General features: G+C 57.8%; 17 protein-coding genes and 1 tRNA gene. 5 read left to right on the forward strand and 13 right to left on the reverse strand.

Annotated features, from left to right (window positions below):
• Positions 1-138: 138 nt before the first annotated feature.
• From EP166_RS10885 to EP166_RS10895, 3 genes are all read right to left on the reverse strand, one after another.
• On the reverse strand, positions 139-411 hold the full coding sequence (locus EP166_RS10885; protein ID WP_127556837.1) for an HU family DNA-binding protein: 273 nt from the start codon (positions 409-411) through the stop codon (positions 139-141).
• Between the two features lie 101 nt (positions 412-512).
• Positions 513-1,679 (reverse strand): FAD-dependent oxidoreductase, encoded by a 1,167-nt coding sequence (locus tag EP166_RS10890; protein WP_127556839.1) that lies wholly within the window; start codon positions 1,677-1,679, stop codon positions 513-515.
• Entirely contained in the window at positions 1,676-1,840 is a 165-nt protein-coding gene (locus tag EP166_RS10895) for a rubredoxin (protein WP_127556841.1), read from the reverse strand. Before EP166_RS10895 ends, EP166_RS10890 begins: the two co-directional genes overlap by 4 nt.
• Before the next feature lie 183 nt (positions 1,841-2,023).
• Here EP166_RS10895 and EP166_RS10900 point away from each other — a divergent pair, with 183 nt between their 5' ends.
• From EP166_RS10900 to phoR, 4 genes are all read left to right on the forward strand, one after another.
• Entirely contained in the window at positions 2,024-2,593 is a 570-nt protein-coding gene (locus EP166_RS10900) for a chorismate--pyruvate lyase family protein (protein WP_127556843.1), read from the forward strand.
• Positions 2,562-3,416, forward strand: coding sequence for a 4-hydroxybenzoate octaprenyltransferase (gene ubiA / locus EP166_RS10905; protein ID WP_127556845.1), 855 nt, complete (start codon positions 2,562-2,564; stop codon positions 3,414-3,416). The genes EP166_RS10900 and ubiA overlap by 32 nt, the downstream gene beginning before the upstream one ends.
• A 138-nt stretch (positions 3,417-3,554) precedes the next feature.
• Positions 3,555-4,262 (forward strand): phosphate regulon transcriptional regulator PhoB, encoded by a 708-nt coding sequence (gene phoB, locus EP166_RS10910; RefSeq protein WP_127556847.1) that lies wholly within the window; start codon positions 3,555-3,557, stop codon positions 4,260-4,262.
• On the forward strand, positions 4,259-5,605 hold the full coding sequence (gene phoR, locus EP166_RS10915) for a phosphate regulon sensor histidine kinase PhoR (RefSeq protein ID WP_127556849.1): 1,347 nt from the start codon (positions 4,259-4,261) through the stop codon (positions 5,603-5,605). Before phoB ends, phoR begins: the two co-directional genes overlap by 4 nt.
• Here the strand turns inward: phoR and EP166_RS10920 are convergent.
• From EP166_RS10920 to EP166_RS10965, 10 genes are all read right to left on the reverse strand, one after another.
• Positions 5,573-6,478 carry a response regulator gene (locus tag EP166_RS10920; protein WP_127556851.1) on the reverse strand — a complete coding sequence of 302 codons (906 nt, stop codon included), beginning with the start codon at positions 6,476-6,478 and terminating at the stop codon, positions 5,573-5,575. The two genes, phoR and EP166_RS10920, sit on opposite strands and share 33 nt — an antisense overlap.
• 76 nt (positions 6,479-6,554) lie before the next feature.
• Entirely contained in the window at positions 6,555-7,397 is an 843-nt protein-coding gene (locus EP166_RS10925) for a hypothetical protein (protein WP_164743904.1), read from the reverse strand.
• A 1,162-nt stretch (positions 7,398-8,559) separates the two neighbouring features.
• Complete coding sequence (locus tag EP166_RS10930; protein WP_164743905.1) at positions 8,560-9,363, reverse strand: S1/P1 nuclease; 804 nt, start codon at positions 9,361-9,363, stop codon at positions 8,560-8,562.
• A gap of 5 nt (positions 9,364-9,368) precedes the next feature.
• The gene (locus EP166_RS10935; protein WP_127556857.1) at positions 9,369-9,704 is read right to left on the reverse strand and encodes a DUF3392 family protein; all 336 of its coding nucleotides are present in this window, start codon (positions 9,702-9,704) and stop codon (positions 9,369-9,371) included.
• A 211-nt stretch (positions 9,705-9,915) separates the two neighbouring features.
• A tRNA-Thr gene (locus EP166_RS10940) sits at positions 9,916-9,991 on the reverse strand.
• Positions 9,992-10,064: 73 nt separating this feature from the next.
• Positions 10,065-10,781, reverse strand: a complete 717-nt coding sequence (gene phoU / locus EP166_RS10945; RefSeq protein ID WP_127556859.1) for a phosphate signaling complex protein PhoU — start codon at positions 10,779-10,781, stop codon at positions 10,065-10,067.
• Between the two features lie 17 nt (positions 10,782-10,798).
• The gene (pstB, locus tag EP166_RS10950) at positions 10,799-11,674 is read right to left on the reverse strand and encodes a phosphate ABC transporter ATP-binding protein PstB (RefSeq protein ID WP_127556861.1); all 876 of its coding nucleotides are present in this window, start codon (positions 11,672-11,674) and stop codon (positions 10,799-10,801) included.
• Between the two features lie 24 nt (positions 11,675-11,698).
• Entirely contained in the window at positions 11,699-13,012 is a 1,314-nt protein-coding gene (gene pstA / locus EP166_RS10955) for a phosphate ABC transporter permease PstA (protein WP_127556863.1), read from the reverse strand.
• Positions 13,005-14,393: a phosphate ABC transporter permease subunit PstC gene (pstC, locus tag EP166_RS10960; protein WP_127556865.1), complete on the reverse strand. Its 1,389-nt coding sequence runs from the start codon at positions 14,391-14,393 to the stop codon at positions 13,005-13,007. Before pstC ends, pstA begins: the two co-directional genes overlap by 8 nt.
• Positions 14,394-14,640: 247 nt before the next feature.
• The gene (locus EP166_RS10965) at positions 14,641-15,684 is read right to left on the reverse strand and encodes a substrate-binding domain-containing protein (RefSeq protein ID WP_220432547.1); all 1,044 of its coding nucleotides are present in this window, start codon (positions 15,682-15,684) and stop codon (positions 14,641-14,643) included.
• A gap of 300 nt (positions 15,685-15,984) precedes the next feature.
• On the opposite strand from EP166_RS10965, the gene EP166_RS10970 reads away from it, so the two are divergent.
• Positions 15,985-16,404, forward strand: coding sequence for an acyl-CoA thioesterase (locus EP166_RS10970; RefSeq protein ID WP_127556867.1), 420 nt, complete (start codon positions 15,985-15,987; stop codon positions 16,402-16,404).
• Positions 16,405-16,548 lie beyond the last annotated feature (144 nt).

The raw sequence follows: 16,548 nt of genomic DNA on the forward strand, positions 1-16,548 counted from the left end.
CAGCGCACCCGGCGAATTGCCAAGCCTCGGTGGGTATTCATGCAATTAGAACGAAAAACGGGGCCAGAAGGCCCCGTTTCGTGACGAAAACCCCTTCATTGGTGATTAACCGGATTGAAGGCGGCTTGCGTCTCTTTCTCAGTTAACCGCGTCTTTCAGCGCTTTACCAGGCTTGAAAGCAACGGTGTTGCTGGCCGGAATCTGGATGCTGGCACCGGTTTGCGGATTCTTGCCAGTACGAGCGGCGCGAGCGCGTGCTTCAAAAGTACCGAAACCAACCAGAGTGACGGATTCTTTCTTGGCAACGGTGTTGGTGATCTGGTCCAACATGGCATTCAGCACTTCATTGGCTTTTTCTTTTGAGATATCCGCTTTTTCGGCGATGGCAGCGGCCAGTTCTGGTTTACGCATAAGACTTTCCTTCTGTTTATTTCGGGTTCCGCATGACTGAATCAGCATACGCGACGGTATTTGGATTGCCAAGCGCCGCACAGGCCCATGGCAACCCCAGGTTAGCTAGCCAGCAAAGGTGGTACGGCCTTTAACCAGGTATTGCGCTCTTTGATGCGCTCACCGGACAAAGCAAAGCCCACAATCGACTCACCCTGACGGCACACAGCCGCTAGATTAGCGCCACTGCCGTCAATTTGCCATGCCCCAGTGCTCTGGGGTGGGTACGCGATCACAGGACAGGCCGGGGTTTTTACCGTAACCGGCATCGCCGGCCACTGTACGGCCGTCGTTTCTCCGGCCAGTGTCTTTGCCAGGGCGCGAGCTGCATTCATCAGAGGCATCACATACATCAGTACCTGACCTTCCACTTCAGCACAGTCTCCCAGTGCATAAATCGAAGGGTCCGAGGTTTGTAAGTGCTTATTAACAACAATACCCCGATTAACCGCCAGCCCGGCCTTGCGAGCCAGATCAAGCCGCGGCTGGAGGCCCACGGCCGAGAGCACCAGGTCGGCCGGCAGTTTTTGACCATTGGTCAAGGTGACCTGGATTTTTTTATCATCGGCCCGGTCGACCCGGCTCACCAGTGGCCCAAGATGGAAGCGAACGCCCGCCTCACCAAGCGCCTGTTTGAGCGCTTCGCCTATTACAGCGGGTACCAGGCCCGACAGTAGCGTCTCGCTGGGGGCTACCAGGTCGACCTCGAAACCGGCGCTGACCAGGTCGTTGGCAAACTCGCAGCCAATCAGACCACCGCCCATAATAACCACCTGCCGCGCGCCCTCCAGTTCAGACTGGAATCGGGCAAAATCGAGCCGGTCGTTGACGCTGAACACCCGGTTCAGGGCATCGCCTTCCAGCGGCGCGCGAATCGGCTCAGCCCCCACAGCCAACACCAGCTGGCCCCACACCAGCGCTGCGCCAGTATCGAGATGCAGCGTTCGGGTGGTCGGGTCAATGTGGAGCACTTCGGTTCGGGTGAGCAACTCGGCCTGGTAGCGCTGCGCCACGTCATCGGCCGACATTTGAACCAAATCGTCCGCCGATTGCCCCTTACTGTGCGCATTGGACAGCATCGGCTTGGAATAGCCGGCGCCGTCATCGGCGGTAATCAGCACCAGAGGGGTATCGGGGTCGGCTTTGCGCCATTCGCGTACCAGGGTGTAGGCCGCCAGGCCAGAGCCGACGATAATCAGTGGTGGCGTGGTTGCAGGCGACGCCTTCAAAGCACAATCATCTCAAAATCGTCTTTGGTGGCACCGCAATCGGGGCAGGCCCAGGTGTCGGGCACGTCTTCCCAGGCGGTACCAGGCTCGATGCCCTCTTCCGGAATACCCTCGGCCTCGTCATAAATAAAACCACAGACAATGCATTGCCACTTTCTCATGTCGATCCTCTCAGATAGCGATCTGCTTTACCGGCCCGGGCAGGTAACCCCCGGGGCTGCTGAAACTACTGACACTGCCCGCCAATTGCAAGAAAGTCACCGGCGCTGAAGCCGGAACGCCTCTGGTATTCGTGGGTGCGCCACTTTACACTGCGCCTTTTGCAGCAGACGGATTGCCCGGTTGTGACCCTTGCACACCCCCAACCCGCCACAGCATCCCGCGCCATGCCTGAACCGGCTGACATGCGTCAGTACGACTGGTACGACCTAACGACCGTACCAGACCAGCCTTCTACAGACTGGCGTTACTGGCTGCAGATGCCTGGCAGCCTTACGCAGGCGCTGCGCGAACGCACTGCGGCCTTTTCGGTTCGGGTTCTGGCCGAAGGCGAACTGACACTTGCAACACCACTGGCCGCCTTTACCGAACAAGCCGATGCCTGCCGGTGCTGGTCTCGCCAGGTAGCCCTGTGCCACAACAATACACCCTGGGTGCTGGCCCATACCCTGGTCACCCGGGCCAGCCTGAACAGTTCTCTGTCTGCACTGACTCAATTGAACACCCGCCCCCTGGGCGAGTTACTCTTTACCACGCCCGGGGTATGCAAAGACCAGCATCAGGTCACCAGAACCCAACACGGCTGGGGCCGACGCACCCGTTACTGGCTGCATAGTGCCCCGGTTCTGGTCGCTGAATTTTTTATGGAAGCCTTACTCAGCCATGAACATCAACGCCTTTCCACATTACCTTAAACTGACCCGACTCGACCGGCCCATCGGTATTTACCTGCTACTGTGGCCAACGTTAACGGCCTTGTGGCTCGCGGCCGAGGGCTGGCCGCCACTGCACTTGGTGGTCATCTTCATACTCGGCACCACCCTGATGCGCAGCGCCGGTTGCGTCATCAACGACTACGCCGACCGCCACCTCGACGGCCACGTAAAACGCACCAACCAACGACCACTGGCCCGGGGCCTGGTCACCGAACGCGAAGCGCTGCTGCTGGCCGCCCTACTGGCACTGGCCGCCTTTGGCCTGGTGCTGTTCACCAACACCACCACGGTTTACATGTCGTTTGGCGGGTTGTTTCTGGCAGCGCTCTATCCGTTCATGAAGCGTTACACCTACCTGCCCCAGGTCTTTCTCGGCGCGGCCTTTTCCTGGGCGATCCCCATGGCCTATACCGCCGTCGGCGCGCCGCTCACAGAGATCACCTGGCTGCTTTACACCGCCAACATTCTCTGGACGGTCCACTACGACACCCTGTATGCCATGGTCGACCGTGACGACGACCTCAAAATCGGCATCAAATCCACCGCCATCCTCTTCGGCGATGCCGACAAACTCATGGTCGGCCTGCTGCAACTGCTCACCTGGCTCGCCTGGTTCATGCTGGGCGTTCAGGCCGAACTGAAGCTATTCTGGTGGCTGGGCCTGGCCGTCGCCACCGGCTGCTTCCTCTACCAGCAATGGCTGATTCGCCACCGCGAACGCGACCCCTGCTTCAAGGCCTTCCTGAACAACCACTGGGCGGGCCTGGCTTTGTTCATAGGCGCAGTGTTAGATCAGCTGTGAGCTTCGAGCTGTTAGCTGTTAGCTCAAAACTCACAGCTCGCAGCTCGCAGCTTGAATTTTGACAATTCAATGACGGCTGTAACACTTCTGTCATGGAAGCGGCGTTAAATGATCACAAAGGTGACTTTAAGGTGAACCATGAACTCTCGCAGCATTCTGATCGTTGACGACGAATCGGCCATTCGTGAAGTGATCGCCGCGGCTCTGGAGATGGCCGGCTACCACACCCTGGAAGCGGGCGATGCCACCGAAGCGCACAGCCTGGTCGTCGACCAAAAACCCGACCTGATCCTGCTCGACTGGATGATGCCCAACGTCAGTGGTGTCGAACTCGCGCGCCGGCTGAAGCGGGACCCGATGACCGCAGAAATCCCCATCATCATGCTCACGGCCAAAGGTGAGGAAGACCATAAAATTACCGGTCTGGAAGCCGGGGCCGATGATTACATCACCAAGCCCTTCTCACCGCGCGAACTCGTTGCCCGGCTAAAAGCCGTATTGCGCCGCACAACGCCGGCGGGCATTGAGGAGCCCATCGACATTCAGGGCCTGCGGCTCGACCCGAACAGCCACCGCGTCAGCACCGGCGAAGGCGAGCTGACCATGGGGCCGACCGAATTCCGGTTATTGCAGTTCTTTATGAGCCATCCCGAGCGTGCCTACACTCGTTCGCAGCTGCTCGACCAGGTTTGGGGCGGCAATGTCTATGTGGATGAGCGCACCGTCGACGTTCACATCCGGCGCTTGCGCAAAGCCCTGGGCGAGCCCTTCCAGGCTATGGTTCAGACCGTCAGAGGCACCGGATATCGCTTCTCGACCAAAGTTTCGGCACAATCGGCTTCATGATTCGAGACATACGACGCCCCTATTTCAGAAACTTGCTGCTGGCACTGACCGGCGTGTTCGCCTTTGGCGTCTATATTGGCCAGCCGATCCTGTTGTTACTCATAGCCGTTAGCGGTTATCTGGCCTGGCAATTGTTCCAGCAGAGCCGGCTGATCAAGTGGCTGGAACAGGGTGCCAAATCGGAACCACCAGACTCCAAGGGCCTCTGGGGCATGGTGTTCGACCATCTCTACAGCGAACAACGCCGGCGCAAGAAACAAGTCCGCCACTACCAGAACGTGATCAACCGTGTGCAAAATTCCACCGAAGCCCTGCGCGATGGCGTGATCCTGCTCGACCACCACGGCGCCCTGCAATGGTGGAACCAATCCGCGGCCGACCTGCTCAAGCTGCAACCGCGGGATGAAGGCCAACTGCTGATCAACCTGGTGCGCGAGCCTGCCTTTCAGAAGTTCTACCAGAACCGTGAAGTGCGCGAGAGCATCCGCATCGATAACCCGGCCTTCCCTGACAGAACTCTCGATGTCTCGATGACCATTTACGGCAAGGGAGAGCGCCTGCTGCTGATTCGCGACACCACGCGAATGACCCAGCTGGAACACATGCGTCAAGACTTCGTGGCCAACGCCAGCCACGAACTCAAGACCCCGCTGACCGTGCTCAAGGGCTACCTGGAATCCATTCTCGACTTCAGCGATGACCTGCCCGCCCCGCTCCGCCGGGCACTGGGCAGCATGAATGGCCAAACCCAGCGCATGGAAAACCTGGTGAACGACTTGCTGGTGCTGACGCGGCTGGATGTGGAAGTGAGGGAGTCGGTACGCCAGCGCATCGAGGTGGGTACCTTGCTGAACAGCATTGCCGACGACGCCCGCGCGCTGTCGAGTGAACGCAACCACCACATCAGCGTGCGCCTCGACAGCGACAAAGACCTTCAGGGAGACCCCTCAGAATTGCGTTCGGCCATCAGCAACCTGGTCTACAACGCCGTCAACTACAGCCCCGATGGCAGCGATATTGAACTGCACTGGCACGAATCACCACAGGGCGGCTATATCTCGATCAGGGACAACGGCATCGGCATTGACCCGCGCCACATTCCGCGGCTTACCGAACGCTTCTACCGCGTAGACCCGGGCCGCAGCAGCGAACGCGGAGGCACCGGCCTCGGCCTGGCCATCGTCAAGCACATTCTGCATCACCACCAGGGTCGACTCGATGTCGCCAGCGTGCCCGGGCGCGGTTCCGTGTTCACCTGCTGCCTGCCCGCCGAACGGCTGTTGCCCGCCGCGGTGTCGGCAACGCCGGATTCAGCGCCGAATCGAAGCCACAAGCCGGCTTAGCACCTCCATCTTCTCCGGATCGTCATCCACGAACTTCACACCCAGGCGCACGCTGCGGGCATCCATCGAGGCTTCGCGCAACGCAAGCTGAGTGACAAAACCATTGATGCGCGCCAGGGAACTGGGCTGATCCGGAACCTGCAAATCTATCACCACCTGCTCAAACAAGATGGGCGGCGGCGCTTCTTCAAGCAAAATGTCGACGGAGATCTCAACCAGATTCACATCACGCACCGCACCCTTCCACTGCCCTTTCGATGATCGGACCAGCACCTTGGTCGCCGCCTTGTTGCTGGCCGCGGCGGGCTTGGGCGTTGCGGGTTTGCCACCGGTAAGCAAGCTGGCACTGTCACTGAGTTTCGGTGACGGAGCCGACCGGGGGGTCGCCTGAGAAGACGTCAGCAAACTGGCCGATTCGCCCAGCCCTCCTTCCGGCTTCGACATGGTTGCCTGGCCCTTTAAAATGCTGCGAATCAGATCCCGGTGGTTGACCGACAGCGCCTTGAGCACTTTCTTCAGAATCTGGTCATTGCTGAACGGTTTGCCAATGTAATCGCTCACGCCGGCCTCGACTGCCTTAACCACATGAGACTTGTCGCCCCGGCTGGTCACCATAATGAACGGTGTCTTGCTTTGTTCGCGCTCGGTCTCGGTCGCTCGCAGCCATCCCAGTAACTCCAGCCCCGACATCTCCGGCATTTCCCAGTCGCAGAGCACCAGATCGTAGCGGTTCCTGTTCAGCAACCCCTGTGCCTTGCGCCCATTGGGGGCTTCGTCGATCTGGCATTGGGCAAACTGACTTTTAAGCGCGCGTTTGACCAGATCCCGGATAAAACCGGCATCATCGGCCACCAGAAAAGAGAGTTTCTGCATGTAGTTAATCCTGTAACGGGCCTGCAGGGCATAAGTCGAAAGACACTGTTTTTATTCTAGCAGTCAATTCCTGCCTTTACTCGCTGACCGGGTGCAGCTGCAATTGCCAGCGCCCCGGATCCGGTATTACCTGGCCCAGAGCCACCGACCGAAAGCGCATGTCGCGGGCAGCCAGTTGGCGAACCTCGGCAATCGTTGCTTCCGGCGTATGGACCGACCAATAGATCGCCGTGATCAGCCCTCTCTGAATCGGCAGCACTGGCTGAGGCTCACGGTCGGGCCCGGGTTTCACCGGTACCGTCGTCTCCGGCATCAGCAGGCGCCATTCATGGTTGTCCGCACAGGCGGGGTGATCGACCAATAGGCCTGGAAAGGGGTTGGTTGCGGTCACCTGGTAGCGGTGTTCGCCTCCATACTGAACCGGCGCCAGCAGTGCCGGCCGCCCCGCCCGGCTGGCCAGAGACGCGTGCCGGCTTTGTACCGCCACAGCTAGGCCACGGAACCCGTCTGCCAGGTCTCGCCAGGCCAGATAGCTCAACGCCGATGGAAACAACCGGGCCACGCGGGCTTTCGCCAACCGGTTCAGGTCATACCCGGGCAAGCGCCCGTGCTCGCGCTCCCGGGCCGACGCTTGTATGGTGCTGGCCAGCTCGCCCGACTGGGCGCGAAAGTGCTCGAAACTCAACAGCCCCTTAACGGCCAATGGCAACGTTTCATACTGGCGTTGCCATTCGCGCTCCAGTGCTTCAGCACTGACCGGCTGCAGCGTTCGTGCCTGTTCTGAAAACGGCTGAACAAAAGGTTGCGCCAGCGGCAAACCCGGACTCAGGGGTATTACCCCCTGTTTAAGCCAGAAAACCACCGATTTTCCGCCAAAAAAATGTAAGGTTCCGGAGGGTAATGTCTTTTTTTCTGACATGATTTGTACGAGATTTCCTACATTCAATGTGAGAATAAGAGCGACTTGCACTAAGAATCGTCCCACAGAATGGGCGCACCCGCAGTATTGCAGGCTTTGCACTCCGTCACACTTTTTACGACTCAATCTGTCAATAAATCGACGCCCAATTCAGAGGGTCTTACCCGTATCATAGCCTGCGTTCAGGGAGCAGGGCCAAGACTTGGCCTGAACCGAATGGAAACCGAAGACTACGGACAGTCAGCTGGCAGGGTGGCCAGAAACAGGGATGCCGACCAGGATGGTCACACCAGGGACAACGCACGGCTCGGCAGCAGCCGTCACAGGGATGCGCAAGGACGAACCGACAGGGACAAAAGCGCCGCAAGGAACGCCCGACCGGGGACGGTCACACGGAAGAGCATGCAAGAGCCGGGATGGTTCATCGCAGCAAGCCAATAGCATCACACTGGCAAGACCCGGAAGGGCAGAGTCATCTGCCCTTCCACTTTCCCCGTACCACCAGAGCATCGGTGAATTAACCGTCAAATTTGCCCGGCCAAACACCCGACCAGATACCCTCACTTACACACTAAGCGGGCAGTAAGGCAGCGACACACGCGCAACACACCCTTCTGACTGACAATTGCCTGACCGTTTCATGCCTTGCCATTGACGTTCAACTTCTCATTTCCCTCATCCCCGTGTAAGACATCTCCTACACGGTGCGTGCGATGTTTCCACTTCTTTTGTGACGAAGTTCACTAAAAACAACCGCCAAGCCGCATCTGACCGTCTGCTCATGGGGCAAAACTGACCAAAGCCGGCTCTCAAAGCGCTAACTGTGTCACAACGCAAACTGACATTCGCTATACTTCTCTCGTGTTCAGGAAGAACGCCAACGGACAAAACAGGGGCCAGGCTGGCCAGCCATAGGATGGCAACAGGAGCATCGCATCACGCGACACAGCACGGATGCTGACGTCAGACTGCGCAAGTAGCCTGATAGCAGAATAGACACACCAGGGGCGCCAGGACGGAGCCAATGGTGCGGCAACGGAAGCTCTCAGCAGTTCAGTGGTCGACACGGATGGTTAAAATGATCGTAATAAAAAAAGGCCCTCGGATGGGGCCTTTTTTTATGCCTGCCCGTTACCCGGGAATCCGTCCTTACCAGACAGCTTTATAAAATCGCGTTCAGTACCCCAGCCAGGCGCACACTGGCTTTGATCATCTGCGTCTCAAGCACCGGCATTGCTGCCTGGCGGTACGCGGCATCGTACTCACCGCGATCAGCAAAGGCATAAGCCGTCTCCAGAGACAGCTGATGCGTCTCCAGCGCCCAGTCAACCGGATCCATGGCCTGCTGCCACTGCGACACTGGCAGCTCTGACAGGCGACGCCGATAGCGTTGGGCCTGCACAAACCAGGAGTCGCTCACCCGGCTGTACAGATCCTGATTCCACACCCAATCCAGCGTGACATCGCGCAGATCACTCGCCGTAAGGGTCAGCGTTCGCCCGCCCTCATCCGAAAGACGCCCTGCATTGACTGGCACATGCAACTCGGTAACGAAATGCATCAAATACTGCAAGGCCTCGCGCTTGCGGATCACACTGTACGATTCATCTTCAAGCACCCGACGGCTCTCCAGGATGGCCGCCACGGCACACAGATTCCCCGGGCAGTTTTCAACCAGGTCAAAACTTGTCGCGCCTTCGGCAAACAAGACCTTGCTGAAGCGCGGCTCGGGCCGGGCTTCATCAGCCCAGTTGGCCAGGGCGATCAGGTCGCGTTGCCACTGGGGCCCATACCACTGCGCCAACTGTTCACGGGCACCCTCCTCCAGTTGCATGATCGCAAGCTGCAGCACCGCCTGATGCGCCGCTTCATTCAAAGCCCAGGCCCGTTGCAGCGGCAGTAACGACAAAACCAACACAACGCCTAGAGACAGTCGGCGCAACGGCTTGTGCCAGATGCCAGCCACCCTCATCACCCCCGCCGACTGTGCTTTTCAGCCAGCCAGCCAACCAGAATAAACACCAGCACAACAATCAACCCAAACCAGACCGAGCCCGCCATCAACAACAGCCGGGAGACAAGCGGCACCAGAAAAACCGCAATCAGGCCATACCCGATGGCACACAACAGAATAAACACCAGGGTCCGAACGATAAAATGAGCCCGGCGAATCAGCGCCCAGACAGCACGGTTGACATCATTGCCATAGATAACCAGCAAGGTGGCCACCAGAGCAGACGAAACAAAAGTAAGATGCGGGCGAATCAGCCCCGAAAGCGACAACAACAGATCGGTAATGAAGTTCATGCCAGATTCCAAAGCAGTACAACGGACGAACCGCTGACTCTACTGAATATACGGACAAGCCGCCAGTGAAGGGAACTGAAAGGATCAGTCGAGGCAAATTTTTGTATGATTGATGGCAATCAGGTGCCGAAGCGGACTCATGGCACCCAGTGACAGCAACCACCAAACCCCAGAAACGAAAAAACCCGCACGAAGCGGGTTTTTTGGAATATGGTGCCGGCACCAAGAGTCGAACTCGGGACCTACTGATTACAAGTCAGTTGCTCTACCAACTGAGCTATGCCGGCAACGGGTGCGTAATATAAGGAAAACCCAATTGCTCGTCAACAACCTTTTGATTCGCAACAAGTTTTTTCGCAATTATTTTTTCTTGATCTGGGCTTCCACCTGATCCAGGTCGATGTGACGCACATCTTTGCCCTTAACCAGATAGATGACCGATTCAGCCACATTGCGGGCATGGTCGCCGATCCGCTCGAGCGAGCGCAGTGCCCACATCACATTGAGAGCCCGGCTGATGGTGCGCGGGTCTTCCATCATGGTGGTAACGAGCGTGCGAATAGCCGTGCCGTACTCCAGATCCACGGCCTTATCCTGATGCAGCACATCGAAAGCACTGTCGGTATTCAGCCGGGCAAAGGAATCCAGCGACTGGGCAACCATGATCCTTACCTTCTCGCCGATGTGGCGCAGTTCAACGTAGCCCTGAGGGCCCGAACCTGTATCGGCCAGCTCCAGCGTATGTTTGGCAACCTTAGAGGCCTCATCACCCATACGCTCAAGATCGTTCACCGACTTGGAAACCGCGATCACAAACCGCAGGTCGGAGGCGGCAGGGTGACGCAGCGCCAGAATGCGCGCGCACTCCTCGTCGATCTCCAGTTCCATCTCGTTCACCGTCTTGTCGGTGTCGATCACGCGCTGGGCCAGGGCGGTGTCCATTTCCATCAGCGCCTTAAGCGCGTCCTCGACCTGTTGCTCAACCAGGCCACCCATTTGCATCAGGTTCTTGCGCGCTTCTTCCAGCTCGGCGTTGTACTGAGCGGACGTGTGGCGGTCGAAATGTGATTTATCCATGGTGTCTCCCCCTCCGGTCAGCCGAAGCGACCGGTGATGTAATCTTCAGTCAGTTTGTGATCCGGCGAGGTAAAAATCTTGTCGGTATCACCCACTTCAATCAGCTTGCCCAGGTGAAAATAGGCCGTGCGCTGCGAAACCCGGGCCGCCTGCTGCATGCTGTGCGTCACGATGGCTATGGTGTAGTTCTCTGACAGCTCGGCGATCAGTTCCTCGATGCGCGCAGTGGCGATCGGGTCCAGGGCTGAACAGGGCTCGTCCATTAAAATCACCTCGGGTGATACGGCGATGGTGCGGGCGATGCACAACCGTTGCTGCTGCCCACCCGACAGACCGGTCGCCGGCTTGTCGAGGCGGTCTTTCGCTTCATCCCAGAGGCCGGCTTTGCGCAGGGCGGTTTCCACCACTTCGTCCAGTTCGGCACGCCGCGATACCAGGCCGTGAATGCGCGGGCCATAGGCTACGTTGTCGTAAATGGATTTGGGGAAGGGGTTCGGCTTCTGAAACACCATACCGACCTTGGCCCGAAGCTCCACAACGTCCATGCTTTTGTCGTAAATATTGTGGCCGTCGAGAATGATCTCGCCTTTGACCCGGCATATATCGATTGAATCGTTCATCCGGTTCAGGGTGCGCAAAAAGGTCGACTTGCCGCACCCGGACGGCCCGATCATCGCAATGACTTCGTTCTTGCCAACATCGAGGCTCACATTGTGAATCGCCTGATTATCCGCGTAGAACACATCGACATTACGGGCGCTGAGGCGGGGGTCGTCCAGCAACGGGTCGCCCACGGTCTGGGTCCAGTCGCCGATGTCAAACTGATCGGGTTCGGTTTTGGCTACGGTCACGGTGTCGGCCTTATGTTCTGTGTACTGATTGGTAATGGTCATTGTCTACGGTCTCCCCGAAATCGCCTACCAGCGACGCTCAAATTTACGGCGCAGCAGGACGGCCAACAAATTCATCAGCGCCAGGAAGCCCAACAGCACCATAATGGCTGCGGATGTCTTGGCAATAAAGGCCCGTTCCGGGCTGTCCGACCAGATATACACCTGCACCGGCAGAACCGTGGCGGCATCAGTGAAACCCTGTGGAATATCCACAATGAAGGCCACCATGCCAATCATCAGCAACGGGGCGGTTTCGCCCAGAGCCTGAGCCATGCCAATGATAGTGCCGGTCAGCATGCCGGGCATCGCCAGGGGCAATACATGGTGCAACGTCACCTGCATTTTTGAAGCACCCAGCCCCATGGCTGCATCCCGAATCGACGGCGGTACCGCCTTTATCGATGCACGGGCTGAAATAATAATGGTCGGCAACGTCATCAGCGTCAGCACCAGGCCACCGACCACCGGGGCCGAGCGCGGCAACCCAAAGAAGTTGATAAACACAGCCAGACCGAGCAGGCCAAACACAATGGACGGCACTGCCGCCAGGTTATTGATGTTCACCTCAATGATTTCGGTCAACCGGTTCTTGGGCGCAAACTCTTCCAGGTAAATGGCGGCGGCCACCCCAATCGGGAACGACAGCGCCAGCGTCACCACCAGGGTGTAGAAGGAGCCGACCACAGCGCCCCAGACACCGGCGGTTTCAGGGTCGCGGGAGTCGCCCCGGGTGAAGAAGGTGGTGTTAAAACGACGCTCAATATCATCATTGGCCAGCAAGTCGTCAATCCACTCAAGCTCCAGATCGGATACCCGCCGCTCATCCGACGGCAAATTGCGATCGATGGTACCGTTCAGAACGAGGTCCAGATCATCATCGGCCATGAGCCACAGCGTTTCGGTTTGACCCAACAGATCGGGGTTGGCGATCAACCGATCCCGCACGGTGTACCCGGCGGCCGTACTGATCAGGGACATCAGCTCACGCGTGTCATTCCGGCCCGACACTTCCGGGAAGCGCTCCAGCATCGACTGACGCACTGCGTTGTCAAAATCGGCAAAACGCAGCTGCTCCGGGTCGGAAGCATCGTCGATGTACAGGGCATCCGGGTCATACGTGATGTCGAGCTTGATGAAGGAGCTCTGAAAGGCCGGTATGCCCTGACTGAAAATGGTGATCAGCAATATCGCCAGAAACGCCAGGCCTCCGGTGATGGACGCAATACCGTAAGCCTTGAAACGACGCTCGCGGTTGTAACGTTGCTTCAGTCGGGCGTTCAGACGTTCCTGCTTGACGGTTGCCATCCGTTCGATGGCATTCAATGGTTGATCAGTCATATTGTTCACGGAACCTCTTCACGATCGACATGGCCACAATGTTCAACAGCAGTGTGGTAATGAACAGCATCAGGCCCAGGGCAAACGCCGCCAGAGTCTTGGGACTGTCAAATTCCTGGTCACCCACCAGAAGGGTTGCAATTTGCACCGTCACCGTAGTGACCGCCTCCAGCGGGTTGACCGTGAGGTTGGCGGCCAAACCAGCCGCCATCACCACAATCATGGTCTCCCCAATGGCCCGGGAAGCCGCCAGCAGAACGCCACCCATGATACCCGGCAAAGCGGCCGGGAAGACGACTTGGCGGATAGTCTCGCTCTTGGTAGCGCCGAGGCCATAGGAACCATCGCGCAAACTGTTGGGAACGGCATTGATCACGTCATCCGACAACGACGACACAAAGGGGATAATCATGATACCCATGACCAGGCCCGCGGCTAACGCCGATTCGGCAGAAACGCCATCGAGCCCGATGCCCTGGAAAAAGTCACGCACCAGCGGCGCCATGGTCAGTGCGGCGAAAAAGCCATACACCACGGTGGGGATACCGGCCAGCACTTCCAGCAGTGGCTTAACGACACCGCGCACTTTCGAATTGGCGTATTCCGATAAATAAATGGCCGACATCAGCCCGAGTGGCACCGCCACCAGCAAGGCGATGGCAGCGATCAGCAGCGTTCCGACAAACAAGGGTATGGCACCGAAGGCACCGGACGAACCGACCTGGTCGGCACGAATCGCAATCTGGGGGCTCCACTTGGTGCCGAATACAAAATCGAAAAACGGGATCGACTGGAAAAAACGGATGCTTTCAAACAGAACCGACAAAATGATGCCGATCGTGGTGAAGATGGCGATGGTGGAACAGAGCAGGAAAAAGCCTTTAAGAACGACCTCAAACTGCGGGCGGGCTCTCAGCCTCGGGCTGGTCCGCAACCAGGCATAGGCGCCGCCCAGAACAGAGATGACCAGGGTCAGCGCGACCTTGCCAAACTGACTGCTCTCGGTTAAGCGTTGCAGCAACTCACCCGCCTGAACCAGATCGGGGTACTGGCTGCCGTCTATCGTGCCCAGTTGAATGTTACGAATGCGGCTGAACGTCAGGCTTATTTGAGACTCCGAGACGCTGGTGTAGGTGTCCGGTAACGTCGACAGCACGGTACCGGTGATGACCGTGGTTTCCATTCCCGTCCAGACAGCGACGATGACGAGGGCTGGAATGCCGGTCCAGACGGCGGCCATCAGTCCGTAGTAATTGGGCAGGGAATGCAGCCTTTTAATCCCGCCAAGTGGCTGGGCCAGCTGCACCGAGCGCTGACGGCCGAGCACATAGGCGACGACAGTCAACGCCAGTACGAACAAAATCAGGGTCGATGTTTGCATCCAACCACTCCTCAGAACATGAAAAAACGTCTCGGTCACTGCTCTATTGCCTGGTGAAAACACACCGTGCAAAGCGTTGACCGGGACATTCCATAACCGGTGTCAACGAAACCGGGCCGACGCGGCGCATTCTCTCAGAAAATACCGCCAGAAGAACCCATACCGTTTAAACACCAAGAGGAGGGCCAGCCAACTGGACCTCCTCTGATTGGGCCTGACGTTTTGCCCGGCCCCTTACGACTACTGCTTACAGTGAGACGTCGCGCAGGTTCTCTGCGTTGTCTTTCATGCGAGCGTATTCGGTATTGGACAGCGGAATCAGACCACGGTCGATCAGGTAACCATTGGCGCCAATGGAACGGCGGCTGGTGAACTCGGCCAGGTACTCTTCGATGCCCGGAATCACGCCGACGTGTGCCTTCTTAACGTAGAAGAACAGCGGGCGGGACACTGAGTAAGAGCCGTCAGCGATGGTATCAAAGGTGGCCTTAACGCCTTCAACCGAGACTGACTTGACCTTGTCTGAGTTCTGATCCAGGAAGGAGTAACCGAAGATGCCCAGAGCGTTCGGGTCGTTTTCCAGACGCGACACGATCAGGCTGTCGTTTTCGCCAGCTTCAACGAAAGCGCCATCTTCACGCATGGTGGCACAGACTTCTTCCATCTTGTCTTCGTCGGTGTCTTCCAGTGACGCGATCGCGTCGAATTCCATGCAACCTTCTTCCATCACCAGTTCAACGAAGGCGTCGCGGGTACCGGATGACGGTGGCGGTCCGAAAACGCGGATGTCGATGTTCGGCAGGCTGCTGTCAATGTCGTTCCAGGTTTCGTATGGGTTGGTCACCAGACCTGAGCCATTCGGGCTCGGCACGGTTTCAGCCAATGCCAGGAACAGCTGGCCTTTGCTCAGCTGTAGCTCGGCACCGTCAACGCTGTTCGCAATGGCAATGCCGTCGTAGCCGATCAATACTTCAACAACGTCTTCTACACCGTTGCTGGCACACAGTTCGATTTCAGATTGCTTGATGCGACGAGAGGCATTGGTAATGTCTGGTGTGCTTTCGCCAACGCCCTGGCAAAACAGGCTCAAGCCGCCGCCTGAACCGGTAGATTCAATGGTCGGCGTTGGGAATGAAGTAGTCTGACCGAAACGCTCGGCAACCACCGACGCGAATGGGAACACAGTAGAAGACCCTACGATGCTAATCTGGCTACGGCCTTCGGCCGATACCGTTGCGAAGCTGGTAGCGGCGGTGGCAAGAGCCAGGGCGCCAATCATTTTCTTGTTCACTGGTAAACCTCCAGTCAGTCTTTGGTTTTTCTCGGCCTGCCCAACTGCGAATTGGCAACTGGGTCACAACCTCGAAGCTCGAGAGGCATGCTAGAGCTCGGATATGACAAGGATATGTCTTTGATGTGACAGTATTGTTACAACTGTCATAAATATCGCATACGGACCGATCAGCGGCCCTCCGACATAGTCAAAAGCGGTGTTTTTCCCGTATACTCCGGGCCAGTGATGTATTGCCGATACTGGCCGGACAGCCCCGCCCGGCCTGACTTTCCAGGCCAGAACGATGTTAGGGACCCCATGAAAAAACTGGATGAAAAAGACCCGACGCCCCGCGGCGAACTGCAATTGCGGGTCGTTGCCCAGCCCAAAGACACCAACACCAATGGGGACATCTCCGGCGGCTGGCTGGTGACGCATATGGACATGGCCGCCAGCATCGCCGCCAGCCGGCTGGCTCATGGCCGTACCACCACCATGGCCATTGGTGACATGTCGTTTGTGCGGCCGGTCCGGGTTGGCTCGGTCATCTGCTGCTATACCCGCATTCTGGGCATGGGCCGCAGTTCGATTCGCATCGGCGTTGAGGTCTGGTGCCGGATGCCCGAAGACGAAGAACGCCAGAAGGTCACGGAATCGGAGTTCGTGTACGTCGCCATCGACGACAAGCGACGCATCCGGGCTCTGCCCCAGCCCAGCGAGGGCGAACCACTTAACTGACCGACGCATCGTTCAAACCTGCCCGGCGGCCTGCCGGGTAAGTAATCACTCTCCATGCAACCCCCGGCCCTGCCACCTCGTCTTCACACCAAAACACCCGCTGGTCAAAAAAATGTGAATTAGCCCACATGTGACGTTTTTATT

This window comes from Saccharospirillum alexandrii (assembly GCF_004000275.1).
Lineage (GTDB): Bacteria > Pseudomonadota > Gammaproteobacteria > Pseudomonadales > Natronospirillaceae > Saccharospirillum > Saccharospirillum alexandrii.